Annotated in this window: 21 protein-coding genes and 1 pseudogene; 7 read left to right on the top strand and 15 right to left on the bottom strand. The window is 58.6% G+C overall.

What is annotated here, in order from left to right:
- Positions 1 to 31 precede the first annotated feature (31 nt).
- A complete protein-coding gene (locus IPV08_RS14295; protein ID WP_207412335.1) occupies positions 32 to 463 on the top strand; it encodes a superinfection immunity protein in 432 nt (143 codons plus the stop codon).
- Between the two features lie 153 nt (positions 464 to 616).
- Here the strand turns inward: IPV08_RS14295 and IPV08_RS14290 are convergent, their stop codons facing one another.
- Together IPV08_RS14290 and IPV08_RS14285 are read right to left on the bottom strand one after the other, a co-directional pair.
- Entirely contained in the window at positions 617 to 1,042 is a 426-nt protein-coding gene (locus IPV08_RS14290; protein ID WP_207412334.1) for a VOC family protein, read from the bottom strand.
- Positions 1,043 to 1,143: 101 nt separating this feature from the next.
- Positions 1,144 to 1,857 (bottom strand): Crp/Fnr family transcriptional regulator, encoded by a 714-nt coding sequence (locus tag IPV08_RS14285; protein ID WP_348646125.1) that lies wholly within the window; start codon positions 1,855 to 1,857, stop codon positions 1,144 to 1,146.
- Positions 1,858 to 2,032: 175 nt separating this feature from the next.
- Between IPV08_RS14285 and IPV08_RS14280 the strand changes: the two genes are divergently transcribed.
- The 3 genes from IPV08_RS14280 to IPV08_RS14270 are packed head-to-tail and all read left to right on the top strand — an operon-like array spanning position 2,033 to position 3,993.
- A complete protein-coding gene (locus tag IPV08_RS14280) occupies positions 2,033 to 2,833 on the top strand; it encodes a pentapeptide repeat-containing protein (protein ID WP_207412333.1) in 801 nt (266 codons plus the stop codon).
- A gap of 44 nt (positions 2,834 to 2,877) precedes the next feature.
- Positions 2,878 to 3,267, top strand: coding sequence for a thioredoxin family protein (locus IPV08_RS14275; protein ID WP_207412332.1), 390 nt, complete (start codon positions 2,878 to 2,880; stop codon positions 3,265 to 3,267).
- A 6-nt stretch (positions 3,268 to 3,273) separates the two neighbouring features.
- Positions 3,274 to 3,993, top strand: a complete 720-nt coding sequence (locus tag IPV08_RS14270; RefSeq protein ID WP_207412331.1) for a cytochrome c biogenesis protein CcdA — start codon at positions 3,274 to 3,276, stop codon at positions 3,991 to 3,993.
- A gap of 29 nt (positions 3,994 to 4,022) precedes the next feature.
- Here IPV08_RS14270 and IPV08_RS14265 read toward each other — a convergent pair whose 3' ends face one another.
- The 3 genes from IPV08_RS14265 to IPV08_RS14255 form a co-directional block, all read right to left on the bottom strand.
- Positions 4,023 to 4,649, bottom strand: a complete 627-nt coding sequence (locus IPV08_RS14265) for a methyltransferase domain-containing protein (protein WP_207412330.1) — start codon at positions 4,647 to 4,649, stop codon at positions 4,023 to 4,025.
- Between the two features lie 430 nt (positions 4,650 to 5,079).
- On the bottom strand, positions 5,080 to 5,346 hold the full coding sequence (locus IPV08_RS14260) for a hypothetical protein (RefSeq protein WP_207412329.1): 267 nt from the start codon (positions 5,344 to 5,346) through the stop codon (positions 5,080 to 5,082).
- Complete coding sequence (locus IPV08_RS14255) at positions 5,346 to 6,059, bottom strand: Crp/Fnr family transcriptional regulator (RefSeq protein WP_207412328.1); 714 nt, start codon at positions 6,057 to 6,059, stop codon at positions 5,346 to 5,348. Before IPV08_RS14255 ends, IPV08_RS14260 begins: the two co-directional genes overlap by 1 nt.
- A gap of 311 nt (positions 6,060 to 6,370) precedes the next feature.
- Between IPV08_RS14255 and IPV08_RS14250 the strand changes: the two genes are divergently transcribed.
- Together IPV08_RS14250 and IPV08_RS14245 are read left to right on the top strand one after the other, a co-directional pair.
- Positions 6,371 to 7,504 (top strand): helix-turn-helix domain-containing protein, encoded by a 1,134-nt coding sequence (locus IPV08_RS14250; protein ID WP_207412327.1) that lies wholly within the window; start codon positions 6,371 to 6,373, stop codon positions 7,502 to 7,504.
- Positions 7,501 to 7,746: a hypothetical protein gene (locus tag IPV08_RS14245; protein ID WP_207412326.1), complete on the top strand. Its 246-nt coding sequence runs from the start codon at positions 7,501 to 7,503 to the stop codon at positions 7,744 to 7,746. Before IPV08_RS14250 ends, IPV08_RS14245 begins: the two co-directional genes overlap by 4 nt.
- A gap of 242 nt (positions 7,747 to 7,988) precedes the next feature.
- On the opposite strand, the gene IPV08_RS14240 is transcribed toward IPV08_RS14245, so the two are convergent.
- Positions 7,989 to 8,198 carry a hypothetical protein gene (locus tag IPV08_RS14240; RefSeq protein ID WP_207412325.1) on the bottom strand — a complete coding sequence of 70 codons (210 nt, stop codon included), beginning with the start codon at positions 8,196 to 8,198 and terminating at the stop codon, positions 7,989 to 7,991.
- Between the two features lie 170 nt (positions 8,199 to 8,368).
- Here IPV08_RS14240 and IPV08_RS14235 point away from each other — a divergent pair, with 170 nt between their 5' ends.
- On the top strand, positions 8,369 to 8,923 hold the full coding sequence (locus IPV08_RS14235) for a PAS domain-containing protein (protein WP_207412324.1): 555 nt from the start codon (positions 8,369 to 8,371) through the stop codon (positions 8,921 to 8,923).
- A gap of 266 nt (positions 8,924 to 9,189) precedes the next feature.
- Here the strand turns inward: IPV08_RS14235 and IPV08_RS14230 are convergent, their stop codons facing one another.
- The 9 genes and pseudogenes from IPV08_RS14230 to IPV08_RS14195 all read right to left on the bottom strand — a co-directional run bounded on the left by IPV08_RS14230 (position 9,190) and on the right by IPV08_RS14195 (position 17,339).
- Positions 9,190 to 9,564, bottom strand: coding sequence for a VOC family protein (locus IPV08_RS14230; RefSeq protein ID WP_207412323.1), 375 nt, complete (start codon positions 9,562 to 9,564; stop codon positions 9,190 to 9,192).
- Between the two features lie 149 nt (positions 9,565 to 9,713).
- A complete protein-coding gene (locus IPV08_RS14225) occupies positions 9,714 to 10,259 on the bottom strand; it encodes a recombinase family protein (protein ID WP_207412322.1) in 546 nt (181 codons plus the stop codon).
- A gap of 132 nt (positions 10,260 to 10,391) precedes the next feature.
- Positions 10,392 to 12,542, bottom strand: a complete 2,151-nt coding sequence (locus IPV08_RS14220; protein WP_207412353.1) for an SIR2 family protein — start codon at positions 12,540 to 12,542, stop codon at positions 10,392 to 10,394.
- Positions 12,543 to 12,554: 12 nt separating this feature from the next.
- Positions 12,555 to 12,836: a hypothetical protein gene (locus IPV08_RS14215; RefSeq protein WP_207412321.1), complete on the bottom strand. Its 282-nt coding sequence runs from the start codon at positions 12,834 to 12,836 to the stop codon at positions 12,555 to 12,557.
- A gap of 182 nt (positions 12,837 to 13,018) precedes the next feature.
- Positions 13,019 to 13,240: pseudogene (locus IPV08_RS24625) on the bottom strand (metallophosphoesterase); the annotation flags it as partial.
- 3 nt (positions 13,241 to 13,243) lie between these two features.
- Complete coding sequence (locus tag IPV08_RS14210) at positions 13,244 to 13,444, bottom strand: hypothetical protein (protein WP_348646124.1); 201 nt, start codon at positions 13,442 to 13,444, stop codon at positions 13,244 to 13,246.
- 777 nt (positions 13,445 to 14,221) lie between these two features.
- Positions 14,222 to 15,112 carry an ImmA/IrrE family metallo-endopeptidase gene (locus IPV08_RS14205; RefSeq protein WP_207412319.1) on the bottom strand — a complete coding sequence of 297 codons (891 nt, stop codon included), beginning with the start codon at positions 15,110 to 15,112 and terminating at the stop codon, positions 14,222 to 14,224.
- 197 nt (positions 15,113 to 15,309) lie between these two features.
- Positions 15,310 to 16,956: a chaperonin GroEL gene (gene groL / locus IPV08_RS14200; protein WP_207412318.1), complete on the bottom strand. Its 1,647-nt coding sequence runs from the start codon at positions 16,954 to 16,956 to the stop codon at positions 15,310 to 15,312.
- A 95-nt stretch (positions 16,957 to 17,051) separates the two neighbouring features.
- Positions 17,052 to 17,339, bottom strand: coding sequence for a co-chaperone GroES (locus tag IPV08_RS14195; protein WP_207412317.1), 288 nt, complete (start codon positions 17,337 to 17,339; stop codon positions 17,052 to 17,054).
- Positions 17,340 to 17,421: the final 82 nt, after the last annotated feature.

Here is a 17,421-nt window from a genome sequence, read left to right as displayed (position 1 = left end):
AGCCGGCCCACCCGCCCGAACGGCGTTGCGTGTGAACGACGACACTGCCTCGATCCTCGTCGTCGTCACCGTTTGCATCGCGATCTACGGCCTGCCTTCGTTCATCGCCTTCCTCCGCCGTCACCCGAACTTCTGGGTCATCCTGGCGATCAATGGGCTGTTCGGCGGGACGCTCGTCGGCTGGGTCGTGGCACTGGTACAGGCGCTTCACGCCGCGCACCGGTGGGATACGCCCGGCGCCTCGCAGGGAGGAGAGTCGGGGCTAAACCTGTTCGTCAACGACACGCGGCAGGTCGCCCTCGTGGCGGCCCCTCACGGGGATGGGGGTGGGCATGTGAGGCCAAACCTATCGCCGGCCGCTGCCGTGCGCGAACTTGAATGCCTCGCCGATCTCCGCACCGCCGGCCATATCGGCGAGATCGAACACCGGATGATTACGGCCTCGATCCTTCGAAAGATGTAGGGCGGATGGCTCCTATCGACTCGATTTGGTCATTCCGTCTGTTCGACCGGTGGCTCTCAAGCGGACTTAGTGGACAAAATCTGACCCTTGGTACCCACTCGTGAGGGCGGCTTGGGGAAATGAGCCTGGATCGGCAGCGATACACCCGAGCCGCTATTCCGGCAGGCTTAGACCGCCATCGGCCGCTAGATCGAATCCCGGGTTCCATGCGACCTCCCACAGGAAGCCATCGGGATCGGCGAAATGACCATGATAGCCGCCCCAAACCGCTTCCTGTGCAGGGCACGTGACGCGTCCCCCCAGCGCCTCCGCCCGGGCAAGCACGGTGTCCACCTCGTCCCGGTTTCGCGTATTGTAGGCCAGGGTCAGGCCCTGTGACGGCGCGGCTTGCAAGGGAACCCCGGCATCGGCGGCCAAGTCGGCGCGGGGATACAGCGACAGGCCGATGCCGTTGAGTTGAAAGAAGGCGACGCCTTTGGCTGCGATGACCTTCCTGGGCCATCCCAGCCCTTCGTAGAAGGTCATGGCGCGAACGAGATCGGTGACACCTAAGGTCACGAGACTGAGGCGTGGTTCCATAATCCCCCATCGGCTCAATTGCGCCGCTGCTGTCAAGGATTACAGAGGGTCGGAAGCGCCCCTCGCAATGGGTACTAGGTGTCTGACTTGGACCAATAGGATCAGTTCGGTCTTCTCGCTGCCAAGCTCGCCCGGTCGATCAACTGCACCTGGCCTCGGCGGATCTCGACGAGCCCCATGTCCGCCCATTCCCCAAGAAGGCGGCTGATGACCTCCCGCACGCTGCCGACGTCCGATGCGAGTTGCTGGTGCGTCTTCCAGACGATGCCTTCAGCATCGGCCTCGATCAGCAGCCGCCTGGCGAGGCGCTGCTCCAGGGGGGCGAAGGCGATCTCCTCGACCAAATCGAACATGCCGGACAGAAGCCTCGTGTAGTCATCAAGGACGAAGCCTCGGAACGTTTCACTCTCCCGCATCAACTGGCGAAAAGTATCTGACGGAAGCGCTGCCAGTTCGGTCCTGGCTTCCGCGATGCTTTGCGCCGGGAAGCCCCCGCCCGAGAGCAAGCATTGGGTGGTGAGCACGCAGGTGCCGCCGGCGCTGACCTTGTAGATCAGCATCTCCCGCCCGCCCTCGGACATCCGAAACACCCGGGTCCGCCCGTCGATGCACATCAGGTAGTTCGCGCAGGCGTCCTGAAGCTCGTAGGCAATTGCGCCGGCCTCAAGCACGGGGAAGTGTACCGTGCCGCGGGCGATCTGGAGATGGCTGGCGCTGAAGCTCCGGACCAGCGGAAAGCGCTCGATCCAGCGCTCGACCTGATGGGCACTCTGCATGGTTCGTCCTCCCGGAGGCCAGCGGTCGTTGGATGCCACCATACCCCGTTGAAGCAATGGATATTCGCATTACGGAGCCATCGGTGACCTGGGTCACAGACGGTGGGAACAGACCCCAGTACCACCAACTTCAGAGAACAAAAATCCGCCCAAACAACGGTTTGGGGAAGCACAGGCTTTCCATGGACCCAGGCGAGATGATTCGGGAGAAACCATGCGCCGCCTCGCCCCCCTTCTGCTCGCCTCCGTCCTCCTGGCTGCACCGGCTCACGCGGAGCAGGACCTATTGCTGGGCGCCGACATGGGCTCGGCTGCAATGACCCAGGCCGAGATGACCCGGGCCGACGTAGAAGCGCTGATCGCCAAGGCGGACGGCAGGCCTATCGACCTCTCCGATAAGGCGCTTGCTGGCCTCGACCTCTCCGGCCTGAACCTCAAGGGTGCAAACCTGCGCACCGCCCGCCTTAACAAGACCAACCTCCGCGGCACCGACCTGACCGGGGCAAACTTGGAGCAGGCCTGGTTCATCAAGGCTGATCTCAGCGGGGCCAAGCTAGTCGGAGCCAAGATGTTCGGTATCACCGCCCGGGACGCGAACCTCAGCGGTGCCGACCTGAGCCGGTCGATGCCCATCGGCGACTTCAAGGGCGCCAACATGGCTGGGGCGACGCTGGTCGACCTCAAGGGCGGCGCTGACATCAAGAACCAGTCCATGGGCCTGATGCGGGCCGTGTTCGTCTCGGTGAACCTCAAGGGGGCCAACCTGAAGGGAGCGAACCTCGGGCGCTCGCGCCTCGAATACGCCGACCTCACCGATGCCGACCTCACCGACGTAATTCTGATGGGCTCCGACCTTTCGGGGGCCAACCTCACCGGCGCGACCGTTGCCGGAGTCGACTTTAAGAACGTCGACGTCACCGCCGCCCGCCTCATCGATCTCAAGGGCCAGGACAGCGCCAAGGATTGGTCGGCCCGCGTGAACGTCGACCGGGCGATCACGCAGGTCTCGAAATGAGCCAGGACTTCCACCCCCAGCCATCCATCACGGGAACACCATCCATGACCACCCGCCGCATCCTGCTCGCCGCCTTCGCCGTCGGACGCATGCTGGTCGGAACAGCTGCCGGCGCGGCCGAGATGACCTACACGCCCGCCGCGTTCGAGGCTGCCCAGAAGGCCGGGAAGCCGATCCTCGTTCACATCACCGCTCCGTGGTGCACCACCTGCGCCGCTCAGAAGCCGATCCTGGCGAAGCTTGAGGCCGATCCGAAGTTCAAGGACCTGCAGGTGTTCGACGTCGACTTCGACAGCCGCAAGGATGTGGTCAAGCAGTTCGGCGCGACGATGCAGAGCACGCTCATTACCTACAAGGGCAAGAAGGAGACCGGGCGCTCGGCCGGCGAGACCAAGCCCGAGGCGATCTCGTCGCTCCTCGACAAGGCGCTTTGAACCATCATGGTCACGAGCCTGGGCCTCGCCTTCCTCGCCGGCATCCTCTCGGTGCTGTCCCCCTGCGTGCTGCCATTGCTGCCGCTGGTGCTCGGTGCGGCGACCTCGGAGCATAGGCTCGGGCCGGCGGCAATTGCCGTCGGCTTAGCGCTGTCCTTCGTGGTCATCGGGCTGTTCGTGGCCACCGTCGGCTTCGCCATCGGGCTCGATGCCGGCATATTCCGGACCGGAGCCGCCATCATGCTCATACTCGTCGGGCTCGTCCTGATGGTCCCGGTGGCCCAGACCCGGCTGGCCGTGGCCGCCGGCCCGATGAGCAACTGGACAGAGAACCGGTTCGGCGGCTTCTCCACCGCCGGCCTGCCCGGTCAGTTCGGCGTTGGCCTGCTCCTCGGCGCGGTGTGGAGCCCCTGCGTTGGACCGACCCTTGGCGCTGCATCCCTGCTCGCCTCCCAGGGACGCGACCTTGGCGTCGTCGCCCTGACCATGCTGCTGTTCGACTTAGGTGCCGCCCTACCGCTCTTGCTGCTCGGCACCCTGTCACGCGAGGTGCTGATGCGTTGGCGAAACCGGATGATGGGTCTGGGCAAGGGGCTGAAAGCGACGCTTGGATTGATGCTAGTCGTCACCGGCATGACCATCGTGTTCGGTTACGACAAGGTGCTGGAGACCGGTCTCGTAAACGCTTCGCCGGCCTGGCTGACAGATCTGACGACAAGGCTCTGAGCCCACAAACCATATTTGTCGTCCTTTGGTCATGGCGTTCGGCCGACCACTGCCCATAGTGGATCGCTGAGGTCGCCCTCCGGCACTACGGCATAGGCCTCTACGGTGGTGAACCCGGCGTGCCGCAAATAGAGGTCGATGAGCCGCGCTTGATCGTCCCCGCCTAGCGCGCGCCAGATGGCCACCGCCTTGGATGCGAAACACCGATTCGAAAAGGTGATGATCACGGGGGCGTCCGGCACCATCACCCGTGCGACCTCGCTGAGGACCGCCACAGGGTCTTGGAGGTACTGAACCCCGACGCAGATGAGGGCGGCGTCGATGCTTGCGGTTTCGAGGGGCAGGATCGGATCGGCGTTGAGATCCTGCACGAAATGCTGCGTCAGGCGCGGGTTGGCGGCAAGCTCGCGCTCGTTCATTCCATGCCCGATCACAGTGGCGTAAGCGGCCTCTCCAGGCAGGTGGCTGACCCAACTCGACATCAAGTCGAGGATGCGACCGCCAAGTGGCAGGTGGGTGCGATAGAAGTCGGTGACGGCTTCGATGGCTGCGTCGTCGATATGGGTGACGAAGCGGGGCTGCGCGTAAAACAGGGTATCCGGCGTAGGATCCTGCTTGGCAAATGCTTCGGAGGGCAGTCCGGGAAGGCTGGTCATGATGGTCCCCGTTTGCCTTTCTTACCATCCGACGAGACTCCGCGCGTCAGGCAAAGCCCGTTCAGCCGCACCTCCTTTATCTTGGTGACGATCCTCGACTTTGCCCTGGGGGTGATCGTCGCGCCCTGCTGGTATGCATTGGTGAAAAACTGACGCTCGGCACTTACCCTGAACGTCTGAGAAGGGTGGATTGCCGTCAGTCCGCTTTGAGGCGGCGATCCATGGAAGCGGACATCGTCGGTGAGCCTGCTCTCGACCCATTGCCGACCCTTGGAAAGTCCGCTTCCAGCCTGTTAAAGCAGAGACTGACGACCGAGTTTGGTGGTATTGCAAATTTCCGCATAAAATAGATGCTTGAATAAGCGCATGCTGAACGATGTATGCATTATACTTGAAGAAAGCTCGAAACGTTATGATCTGCCTATTATTACTAAAAATTGCCGTCGTCTTCATTGTCTGGAACCGTGTCGCTGAATGCAACCGTGAGCAGTCGCTGGCAGTCCTCGTCCTCAATCTCATACGAACACACGAACCAGTCGCGAACAGCGTCCGTGCGCGATCTTGCGATAAGGTCCCGTGCGGAATGCAAAGCATGCATGCGGACGGCATCGAGATCAGGAAGCTCGTCCCCTTCCGGATCGACTGATAGCTTTTCAGGACCGTGGCCATAGCGGAGGTTGAAGAAGTAGCGGGGCATCAGGCTCCCTCGATCAAACGGGCATACTCCGCTTCGGCTGCCCCGTAGCTATCGCCAGCCACCTGCTCCAAGAGTTCGCGGCTCGTTACCGTGATGCGCCCGCGTCGGCCACGGATGCGGCCCGCCCCCTCCAGCACCTGAAGGGATAGCGTGACCCCGGTGCGCTGCACGCCCAGCATCACGGCCAGGAACTCATGCTTGACCGGCAGATCGTCCCCGTCCACCCGGTCGTGGCACATGAGCAGCCAACGCGCTAAGCGCAGTTCCGTCGTGTAGGTCGCATTGACGTAGGCGGTTTGTCGAGCCTGGACGAGTTCAGTCTGAACGTAGCGCAGGAGCAACTTGCGCAATGACGGGCTTTCTTCGACCGCCGCACATAAGGCCTCGGTCCCGATACGAAGCCCCTGACCGGCCACCTGCATGAAGTTGTCATGCGGAATACGGTCGTTGCCGAGCAGCACCGGTACGGCTCCCGACAACCCCTCCCAGCCCGCTAAACCAACTTCGACATGCCCCTCCGCGCCCTTCATTGTCGCAGAGGAGATCCCGCTCTCCAAGAAATAGAGATGCATGACTGGAACATCAGGTTCGATCAAAGCGTGCTTTAGCGGAAGATCAACAAGTTGAAGGTGCGGCTGTACGAGCGCGAAATCATCGTATGTCATCGCCTTCAATAGGCGATTGCGCACATTGGATTGTTGAAGATGAGCCATGGCTCTTGTCTCCTCAGGAGAGCAAGAGCGCGAAGCGTCTCTCAGTCGCAGGCGCTCGGTTATCGTGCTTGCAATAACAAATCCTAGACCAAAAATGAAACCAGCACAAATTTCGCGTTCGATTAAATTAATTATGTTTGATTTCGCACATTCCAATTAAGTCCGGTTTCATACCGGACAATTTCAAAAATAGGATTCTTATTTACTCTAACCGACAATGTGCGCCATTGAACCTAGCCGGTCCCGTTTGACGCTCGGCTAAGGCCCATCAGAAGGCGCTGGTATCAATGGGGCATAGCCCACTTACTATCATGCTTGTCGAAGACAACGCGCTGATTGCCCTTGATCTGGTCGATGCGCTTGAGGCTGCGGGTTACGAGGTGCTCGGTCCTTTTACGAAGACCTCCGAGGCATTGCGGCTGCTTCAACAGAAGGCGCCCAGCCTCGCGATCCTGGATCCCCTGTTGCGGGAAGGGTTCTGCGTGGATCTGGCTGGCGAGTTACGCCGTCGCGGCGTGCCTTTTCTGGTCCACTCGAGCCTTCAGCAAGACGAGCCCCTTGCGAATGGTTTTCGTGGAGTGCCCTGGCTGATGAAGCCGGTCCTACCCTCTGCTTTGATTCACGCCATAAGGGAGTTGGCTCGGTCGGCCGCGGCCTATGCGCGGGATCCAAGGGAGAACGATCTTATTCCGGCCTCTTGGGAGAGCGGCCCGACAAGTGCTTCGAGCAACCCGTTCATACGCAAGTTGGAAGGGTTCGCGAGCTTGTCTGATTCGGATCGAGCCATGCTCGAACGGATCAGCGCCCATCCACGCACCGTCGCGCCGGCGACGACCCTCATCGAAGAGGGCGAAGAACCACGCGGCGTGTATCTCGTCATGAGTGGCATTGCGTGCCGTTACAAGCAACGCCCCAACGGCACCCGTCAAATCACTGCCTTGCTCCTGCCCGGGGATACCTGCGATCTCGATGTCGCGCTCCTCGATGAGTTGGATCACGCCATCACCACGCTTTCGACATGCACGGTGGTCCGCATCCACTTTGCCGAAGTGCGAGATCTCGTGAGTCGATATCCCACAATCGCGAAGGCTCTGCGCATCAGCACCCTGGCGGACGAGGCGACGTTGCGAGAGTGGCTTGTGAATGTCGGATGTCGCTCCACCATTGAGCGGATCGCCCATCTTTTCTGCGAAGTGCTCGTAAGATTGCACGCGGTTGGCCTAGCGACGGAAGACACGTGTGAACTGCCGCTGACTCAGTTGCACATCGCCGACACGACGGGGGTGACCGCAGTGCATGTCAATCGCTCTCTCAAAGAACTGCGCCGACGGGGCCTGATCGAACTCAATGGTAGGACTCTAAAAATCCTCGATGGATCTGCTCTTAAGGCTCTTGGAGAGTTCAAGGCCAACTATCTGCACTTGAAAAATAGAGCAGTCGCATGACCCTCCGTCTTCAGCCTGTTCGGGTTGCTACCGACAGCGAAGATGCCGAAGGCCTGCTCGTGTTCGCTCGAGGCAATCTCGTCGCAGTTCTGGTGCGCCTGTCGGACGACCAGAGCGACGATACTGGCAAGTGGTTTCTCGAGGCGGGGTTCGGATCGATCTACCGCTCACGACCTCCAGTGTTCTACGACCTAGATAAAGCACAGGAGTGGATTACCATTTCACTTGCCGCCGATAATTGAGAAACAGATATCCGTAGTTTTATCATTATTCCGGACCAATTAACGTTGATTTTTAAGCAAAGCAAAGATCGGCTGCTTTTGCTGAGCTGGGTCGGACGCGGAGTGTTTGCTTTCAGACAAGAAGCAAAGATCCAGTTCCCACCCCTTGCAGCCCCCGGGACAGTCCGCTTCGCAGCAGTTGGGCTTCGCAACTCACAACGGAACATATCAAGGTCGATTCGGGTCGAATGAGGACCGTAATCTCACTGCATTCTAATTTCATCTTCAACAATCGCACGGAGGGCTTGAAGGGCCCGGCAGCGCCCTTCCGGGGTCCTGATGCTGAACCACAGGCTCAAGCACTCGCTTGCATCCAAAAGCGTGGAGTCGGTGGAAAACTGCTGCACAGGCACACCAATTTCGTCAGCAATTCGTTGGAGGAGGGCTGCAACACGCTTGTCCGATTCTTCCATAATGAATTCTCAATCCTATCCAGAAAAAATTGTTCCCTAAAAATTCATCCAACATGTCTGTAGAGTGCTAGTTCGAAGAAAGCTCGACTATCTGAATAAAATAGTGATATAATTATTTTCTGGCGCAGGGGCTTCAGCGTTGCAGCTGAACTGAAGCCAAGGAGTGCCACATGATATTCGTAACGAAGTTTGACGGTAGCGTAAGCTACGCAAGTTACGAATGGACTGTGTTTACTGGGCAAGCAGCAAACGAGGCTGTTGGGCATGGATGGTTCAGCTGTGTCCATCCCGATGACTATGAGATCGCGGTCGGCTTTCTGCGCAAGGCGCACGATCAACAAAGCGAGTTCAGCATTCGCCTCCGACTGCAGCGCCCTGATAAAAGCTATACGTGGGTGATGATCGGAGCTGTCCCGTCCTTCGGACCACCGGGGAGCACCTTCCTAGGCTATCTCGGTTCGATGACCGAACTCAGTGCTGGTACCTTTGAGCCTCTGACCGCCTACGGCACACTCGCGCGCTTCGTTCCACCACCTTCGCACCCCTCGACGCCATCAGGCTCTGCGTTGGAACTCGTGGCCGACTACTTACTAATCGCACACGGGCTCATTGAGCAGGATCATGCAAAAGAAATGCTGCCCGTGTTGCGGAATGCACTCCTTACGGCTGGCATATTGCTCGCTCAGAGCACCACATCACCTGCGCAAGGTAAGCGCGTCCATTGAGGGGCGCAGGATAGAACGGCCGCTTCGGGCCGCCCGGCCAAGGCCCGATCCCAAGCCGAAGTTGCTGCACGGCCGACGAATGACCGCTTTCCGGAAGCACCAATGTCCGTCTCAACGACCGTGTTGGGTCGCAGGCGGAACGTCCGCTTCTGGGCGAAAGGCCAGGGTCCGCTCCCCGTCCTTCTCAGACGCACAGCATCAGCGCTCGCCCTCGCCCTCGCCCTCGGTTTCGACGCCGAGCAGAGCGATGGCGACCATGGATTTTGTCACTCCGTGGCCTGAGTCCGTACGGTGAGCTTGTTTCCGTCCGGATCGCGAAGGTAAGCAACAAAGGACCCGTTCGGGCGCTCTGCGGGAGGGCTTTCGATGGCGGCGCCACCATGCTCGGTGCCGGCCTGATGCCACGCCAGAACACGCTCGCGGCTTGATGCGGCGATACCGATGGTTCCGCCGTTGGCTGCGGTCGCCGGCTTGCCATCGATGGGCTTCGTGATCATCAGCCGCCCGCCCTCGTGGTCGTAGATCAGCCTGCCTCTGGGGTCCATCACGCCGGGCTTTCCTCCCAACGCAGCGAATGTGGCATCGTAGAAGCACCGTGCCCGGTCCAGATCGTTGCTGCCGATCATGACGTGGGTGAACATAACTTCTCTCCGTAGAGGGGCAGCACGGGATAGCCGTGGTAGAGCGCGGCGACGAGCCGTTGCCGAAGGCATACCCGCATGTCCCGGGTGGCTCAACGACCGCTCATCAGCGGACCAGAAAATCGGCATAGCCCGCAACAGCTGGGCGCTCAGGCTTCTCGTAGTACCCGATACACCTGCATACGGGAGCAGCCCAAGGCCACAGCGATTGCTGCGGCCCCGCTGCCTGCCGATGCCATGGCCTTGATCTGATCACGGTCGAGGCGGCGCTTGCCACCAGCATACACGCCACTCCCCTTCGCGCGCTCAATGCCCTCGCGCTGCCGCTCCTTGATGAACCGCCGTTCCATCTGCGCCACCATGCCGAGCACCGTTAAAACGACATGCCCCATCTCCCCTCGGGTCGAGACATGGGGGTCGAGCACCGTGACATGCGCACCGCGCTGCTCGGCCTCATGAATGAGATTAAGGACGTCTCGGGTGTCGCGGCCGAGCCGGTCGAGGCGGGTGACCATCAACTCGTCACCGGGCCGAAGGAACTCCAGCACAGTCGCCAGCTCGGCGCGGCCGTCGCGACTGCCACCCGATACCTTCTCCGACCGAATGACGCCGCAGCCTTCGGCCTTGAGCCGGGCGACCTGCCCATCGAGATCCTGATCGAGGGTGCTGACGCGGGCGTAACCGATGCGGGCCATAGTTTGTAACCTCAGGGTGTAAGCCCGAGGCTACCTTGTCACAAATAGCCGGTGTCAACCCAGATATTACGATGACCGGCACCGGCTATGTTACGTCACGTAAGGGTATACCCTAATGTGAATTGAGTTCAGTTACTCTTCAATGACCTCATCGACCTCATGCTCTGTTGGTTCAACGTGAATTGCGGACATTCTTCTCTCAAACCGCGCAACCATTTTGCTGATATCTGCATCACCAATATCTTCTTCTGCTTTTTTCAATAGGGATATCGCGGAGTCAAAAGTCTCAAATTTTCCCGTTAATTTAGCTATCTCGATACCCACCTCGCAATAAGCACCAAGGACCGATTTCTGAGATTTGTATCTTTTCGCCGCCTCCACTGCGATAGCCTCCGCCTTACCAATCAGGGCTATCCGATCTTCTTGCATCAATCCCTTTGATCGCACAGCACGGGCGGTGGCTAGCTTAATACGATAGCGTGTGGTTGGAGCATCAATACGAAAATCAGAGCGAAACGTCTTAATCTCTGTTTCTGCGGCATCGAAATGCCCCATTTCAATAAGATTTCTGATCAGCCTATGCCGGGGAACCCGTTCGCCTGGTGCTACCGAGATCATTTTGCGAAGCAAAAAGTTTTGGTCCTTGAGGTTCACAATTGTAGCCAAACCGGACTCAACATTGCAAAGGTCGCGAATTGTTCTTATCTCAATGTCATATGTCGGCCTGATATTATCTATAATACGCTCGAACAAATCATAGCGCTTGTTTTTTTCATAATATTTATGTTCGGCAATAATTTTCATGATAACTTGATGCCGACCGCGCCAAGAATAGATGCCCGTTCGCGTATCAACGGCTTTCTCGTGTATGATGTCCTCAAGACGAGCCAGCACCGAACTAACTTGATCAGCAGGCAGTCCCAATAAGCGAATTACAAGTTGCCTATGAACATGCACGCCTGCGCTTTCCATTGCAGCAACAGATTTGTAGATATCCTGTAGGGTGTTTTCTAGCGTTGCATATTCACGGAGAATAATGTCATCAAGCTTGTCCGAAGAAAAGATGTTCTTAAGGCAGACGAACATATCTGCTTCACAACGCTGTGTTAGACGTCTCCTGCGCTCGGCCCTATTATATCCAGCAAATTCACTTTCTACTAATACACGAAGAGTATTGTTTCGATCAACTGAGTCCAAAAGCCGATCTATTTCGCTTCCTGCAACTTTATTTAAATTAAATGTCTTCGCAATCTTAAATAAAGGCGGCGACTTGAGCCTCGGTCCCCAGTTATGATTTGTAGACACCAGAACAAGACGCAGCGACGTACTGCCGTCCCTATGTAAGCCATCCACTAATTCATTAATTTTTGGCAGTTCTGTATGCGCATCATCGACAAGCAATACGCCATTTAAGGATTGGCTTGTTAATTTTAGGGCCATTTCTCGCCATTTATCAGGCAGAAAAACCTGGTCTTCAGAATGTTGCCAAGCATGAAAGCCGCTATCGACTAGGGATTTAAGTACTTGTCTAGCTGCTGTCGTCTTTCCTACCCCACTTGGTCCTAGCATAATTGCTATGTGGGTAGTAGACTTCGCAAAAGCATCAACAATATCATCGGCCATCAGTCGTCGAAAAGCAATACCCGCAGAAATATCTCCAAATGTTGCTGGCCAACCATTATACATAGCACTCACGTTTGAAGGCTGAGTCGCTAGAGCGTGTGCAGCGTCAATCGTAGAGGGGCGCAGTGCAATTAGGCTGTCCAACGGATCTCCAGAAACATCCGCTGTCGGGGCAACGTCGATCTTTCCTACAAGGCCGGCAAAAAAATCGTCCAGACTACCAAAGACGATTTCGACCCCACGGGCTTCCCACAGGGAAGCTCTACCTTCGTCGCGGGAATACATAAGTAAAGATATTCTTCCTTGCAGCCCGGATCTTGCTCTTAGAGATAAAGCCCTATTAACTACCGTGCGAATATCCTCATCGGCCAAAGAATGACCGATAATAATAAGATGCGACTCCCCAATATCTGCCTTAAGGCGATCAAATAGCTGATCCCTGTATTGATCTGTTACATCATAGTCGGCTTCCGTAATAATAATTCTAGATCTATCCCCTAGGCTCACATCCTTGCTTATTGTTCCATGAAGTTTAAAATATTCAGTTTCGTCGGGGCTGTCCTTCATTGTGAAATCAAAATTAGTTGAATATACCTTTATCGAGCGCATTCGTCGCTTGTAGGCGCCTTCTATTATCTCGTCGTAATTCGTAGTGTATATGCTTTTCCAGCTTTATAACGGCAGGTTTAGTATGGCTCCAGTGGGTTTTAGCCCCTTAAACTGGCTTTGCAACTCCTCAATTAAGCTTCTTCGGTCCCTAGTTGTCTGCTCTATGATGCCTGTTTGCTCAGCCAGACTGTATCCGACGCCGGAAACGCCAAATTTGTTTTCAAAATGGTGCTGCAGCCGGGCAACACTTGGGGCGCTTGATGGTATTGATGAACCAGCTCCAAACAGCAATACCGTTTTAGTTGGGCGAACATCCTGCACAAACTTTGCAATATCGATAGGCATTCCGGCTCCCAAATGCTTAAATTTTCAAAAAAGTAAGATACTCTGGGGCCGCCTGCAAACGCTTTTACATCCAATTGCATTAGTCCGCTGCATGATTTGGTCGCATGTTAGAATCGCATCATCCCGCAACGCCCATCGGCGGTGGCCCTTGCGTCCGTTGGGGATGCGTAGGAGAAACGAATGTTGGACAGTGATCTATGAGTATGACCATAGAGGTGCTGCGTCCCGCGCCACAGGCCCGGCCAAGTTCGATGCGCGTAGTGAATAAGAAACAGCCGCCATTCCGCACCAGCGGCATCGCTTACAGTGATCCGCGCACTTTCCTGCGGCGGCTTGAGCCACGGCAATTCGAGGACGCGATGGGTGTCGTGATTACCTCGAATCAGCCGCTTTCGGCCTCTTAGGCCTCAAGGTGCGCCAACGGCCTCGATGTCGAGCGAAAGATGAGCCCGGTAGACAACCCTACGCGCATCGTCTCGCACCACCGCGAGGTAGTCGTGGCGGTCGTTAGCAGGGTCGAACCCTTCGGCCACCCTGCGCATGATTTGCACGAGTTTTTCCCGCGCGGCGTCGGGATCCGGGAGATCGAAACCAACCGTATCCTGCACGTGGGTGGCTCCGTCGTGGATGTCGATGAAGTACCTTGGCATTGCCCGTGGCCTTTGAATGGGCTCCCCGGGGCGGCTTGTACTCCTTGGCGGGGGTGATGTGCCCAATCCCTATAGCCGCAGGAGGCCGGTTACCGTTCGGTGATGCTATCGGGCCGCTACCCTTCACCAGGCCAGAGCGGGGCCGCTGGGTATGACACGGCGGTGAGGGCCGTCGGTGCTTGGTGACATAGTCCCATCACGCGGTGGTGAACCTGCGTTGCCCACGCCCGTTGACCCAGCAGTTACTCTTACCCGCAAGCCAGGAGTGCTGATGCCGGATGCCCCCCTCATGCCACCTCAAGCCCCGATGGACGTCACCTTCAAGGGACGTGGGCTGGGCCGCATGTTGGGCTTAAAGCTTGCCTTACTGATTTGCCCAAGGTGCTCTCAACGGAACGCTCCGAAAATCGAGGCGAAGGGCTACTGCAACTGGTGCTCCTACGAGGCCACGCGGGAGGACGCGGAGCCGGCGGGGAGAGGGTGAAGGATAAAGGTTCGAGGGCCGGCTATCCGGCGCGGAATATACAACGACTCACAAACAAGATCGAAATGGCGAACCTCACTGGCAAATAGTTCCCCATATCTAGCACCGTCGAGAAAGCCCGCTGCGAGCAATTTCGGAATGCCAAGTCATTTGCGGGGTCGAACAGGCGCACCGGCACCGCAGGCCGCGGATGCTATGCGGGATGGGTACAAGTTAGTTCACTGCCCTATCCAATTCGGCCTGAGTGACGCCTACCGTCGCCCTGAGTGAAAGCGGTAGCGCCAGCCCTCCTCCAGCCTGCGCTCCTCCGCGCTCTCCTCCGGGGGTAGTTCTAGCCTCAGCAGGATCATCGCGAAGCCGTTCTGCTGGAGATACACCTGCTCGTAGATGACTGGCGCACGGAGGTCGCGCTTCACATCGATCCAAAGATCGGGACTACACGCGGCGATGTCGCTCGCGATGTTCGGCCGATGCGAACTGCGGTGATAAAGCGAGCCTGTCGGGACCGGGCTGCCGACCCTGCAGACGATGGTGGGAAAGGAGAGGCTGCGGTAGCACCGCTGCACTCGGCCGTTGCCCACCACGACGATGGCGATCTGCTCGGGGTGGTACTGCACGTAGGCCCGAGCCACCGTCTCCCGACCGACCGCGAAGTCGCGTGCGAGCGTAAGAACGTGCTGCAGATTGGGCTCGCGAAAGGCCGCCATGGCCCCTCGCAGCAGGTGCGGGGGCATCAGCACGAGAGCGGCGAAGCGGTTGGCCTCGACCTCCCTGCGCTGCCGCTGGTCGCCCTCCTTCGCTTGCACGCGCAGTAAATCAGAATTCTTGCACAGGAACCGGCCGGGCTGATCCGGGACATGGTGCGCCATCAGGAAGTGGCCGAGTTCGTGCGCGATGATGAAGCGGCGACGCGGTTCGCCCCCGCGCTTGGCGAGGATGATCCCTTCGGACCGCTTCGCGTCGGTCGCGAGGCCGCCTTCGAACCCATCGGCGTCGAGGTCGTCGATCCTCAGGATTCCGAGGCGCGCGCATAGCTGCTGGATCGGCACGGGTACCAGAAGGTTGGGCTCGGCCTGTAAGATGCGTTTGACGAGCGCCTCCGGCGAGCCCACATCCGCCAGATCCTTCCTGCTGATCGGCATGCGCGGTGCCCCTTCCTATTCCCGAGCCGATTCATCAGGCCGCCACGCACCCGCGATCCCGAAACCGGACTGCGGGGAGTTCGTACAGGTAGCAAGCCGAAACAGGCTTCGTAGCCGATTGAGTGGCATGCCATATTGAAAAGGGCCGCCCCAAAAGGCGGCCCTATCAAACCGGATAGCTTGGGTTTTTACGCGGATCAGAAATCCATGCCGCCCATACCACCCATACCACCGCCGCCACCGGGCATCGCCGGCGCTTCCTTCCTCGGAGCATCCGAGATCATGGCTTCAGTGGTGACCAGGAGCCCAGCAACTGACGCTGCACCTTGTAGTGCTGCACGCACGACCTTTGCGGGATCAACGATACCGGCCTGGAGCATGTCAACGTATTCCTCGGTCTGGGCGTTGAAGCCATAAGTCGCTGAGGAGTTGGCAAGGATCTTCCCGACCACAATCGAGCCTTCGACGCCCGAGTTCTGGGCGATCTGACGGATCGGGGCTTCGAGCGCCTTCAGCACGATCTTGATGCCGGCCTGAACGTCAGGGTTGTCGTTGGTAAGACCCTGAGCCGCGGCCTTGGCGCGAAGGAGCGCTACGCCGCCGCCGGGCACGATGCCTTCCTCGACCGCCGCACGGGTCGCATGAAGCGCATCATCAACGCGGTCCTTCTTCTCCTTGACCTCGACCTCGGTCGAGCCGCCGACGCGAATGACGGCGACGCCGCCGGCGAGCTTGGCCTGCCGCTCCTGGAGCTTCTCACGGTCGTAGTCCGAGGTGGTGTCCTCGATCTGCGCCTTGATCTGCGCCACACGTGCTTCGATGTCGGCCTTGTCGCCGGCACCGTCGATGATCGTGGTGGTCTCTTTGTCGATGCGCACCCGCTTGGCGTGGCCCAGCATTTCAAGTGTGACGTTCTCGAGTTTGATTCCAAGATCCTCGGCGATCATCTGGCCTTTGGTCAGCAGGGCAATGTCTTCGAGCATGGCCTTGCGACGGTCACCAAAGCCCGGAGCCTTCACAGCGGCTACCTTGAGGCCGCCGCGCAGCTTGTTCACCACGAGGGTGGCAAGCGCCTCGCCCTCGATGTCCTCGGCGATAATGAGCAGCGGCTTACCCGTCTGCACCACGGCTTCGAGGATGGGCAGTAAGGCCTGAAGCGAACCGAGCTTCTTTTCGTGGATGAGGATGTAGGGATCCTCGAGATCCGCCATCATCTTCTCGGGGTTCGTGACGAAGTACGGCGAGAGATACCCACGGTCGAACTGCATGCCCTCGACGACGTCGAGCTCGGTTTCGGCAGTCTTGGCCTCTTCGACAGTGATGACGCCTTCCTTGCCAACCTTCTCCATGGCGTGGGCGATCATCTCGCCGATTTCCTTGTCGCCATTGGCAGAGATCGTGCCCACTTGGGCGATCTCCTCGGAGGAGGCCACCTTGCGGGCACGCTCACCGATGTCCTTCACGACCGCCGCAACAGCGAGGTCGATGCCACGCTTCAGGTCCATTGGGTTCATGCCGGCGGCCACGTACTTCACGCCCTCGCGGACGATGGAGGCAGCCAGCACGGTTGCCGTTGTGGTGCCGTCGCCGGCGATGTCGCTCGACTTCGAGGCCACTTCGCGCACCATCTGGGCGCCCATATTCTCGAACTTGTCGGCGAGTTCGATCTCCTTGGCGACGGTGACGCCGTCCTTGGTGATGCGAGGCGCGCCGTAGCTCTTTTCGATAACGACGTTGCGACCCTTGGGCCCCAGCGTGACCTTCACGGCGCTGGCAAGAAGCTCGACACCGCGCAACATTTTCTCGCGGGCATCGACGGAGAAACGAACGTCTTTGGCAGCCATGGGGGTGATCTCTTCAGTGATGTAAGGCCCTGAGGCACGCCACAGCGGCCGCCTCGAAAGGGCAGGTCATTGGGTTTGCGAGCGACGCAACCGACCTAGGCGACGACGCCCATGATGTCGGATTCCTTCATGATCAGAAGGTCCTGACCGTCGATCTTGACTTCGGTGCCAGACCACTTACCGAACAACACCCGGTCACCAGCCTTCACATCAGGCGGGTTGATCCGGCCGGCTTCGTCCCGAGCGCCAGGGCCGACGGCAATGATCTCGCCCTCTTGCGGCTTCTCCTTGACGGTATCCGGGATGATGATGCCGCCCTTGGTCTTCTCTTCGCCTTCGATGCGGCGGACGACGACACGGTCGTGTAGGGGGCGAAACTTCATGTTTTGGATCCGGTTTCCTGGCGATCAACCGTCGCCAGTACGGCGCGGAATTGCAGGAGAGGCGACCGTAAAAGTCCTACAG

The organism is Methylobacterium sp. SD274 (genome assembly GCF_017355285.1).
Taxonomy (GTDB): domain Bacteria; phylum Pseudomonadota; class Alphaproteobacteria; order Rhizobiales; family Beijerinckiaceae; genus Methylobacterium.
Note: the sequence above shows the minus strand (reverse complement) of the source record. Positions and strands in the feature narration are given on the sequence as shown.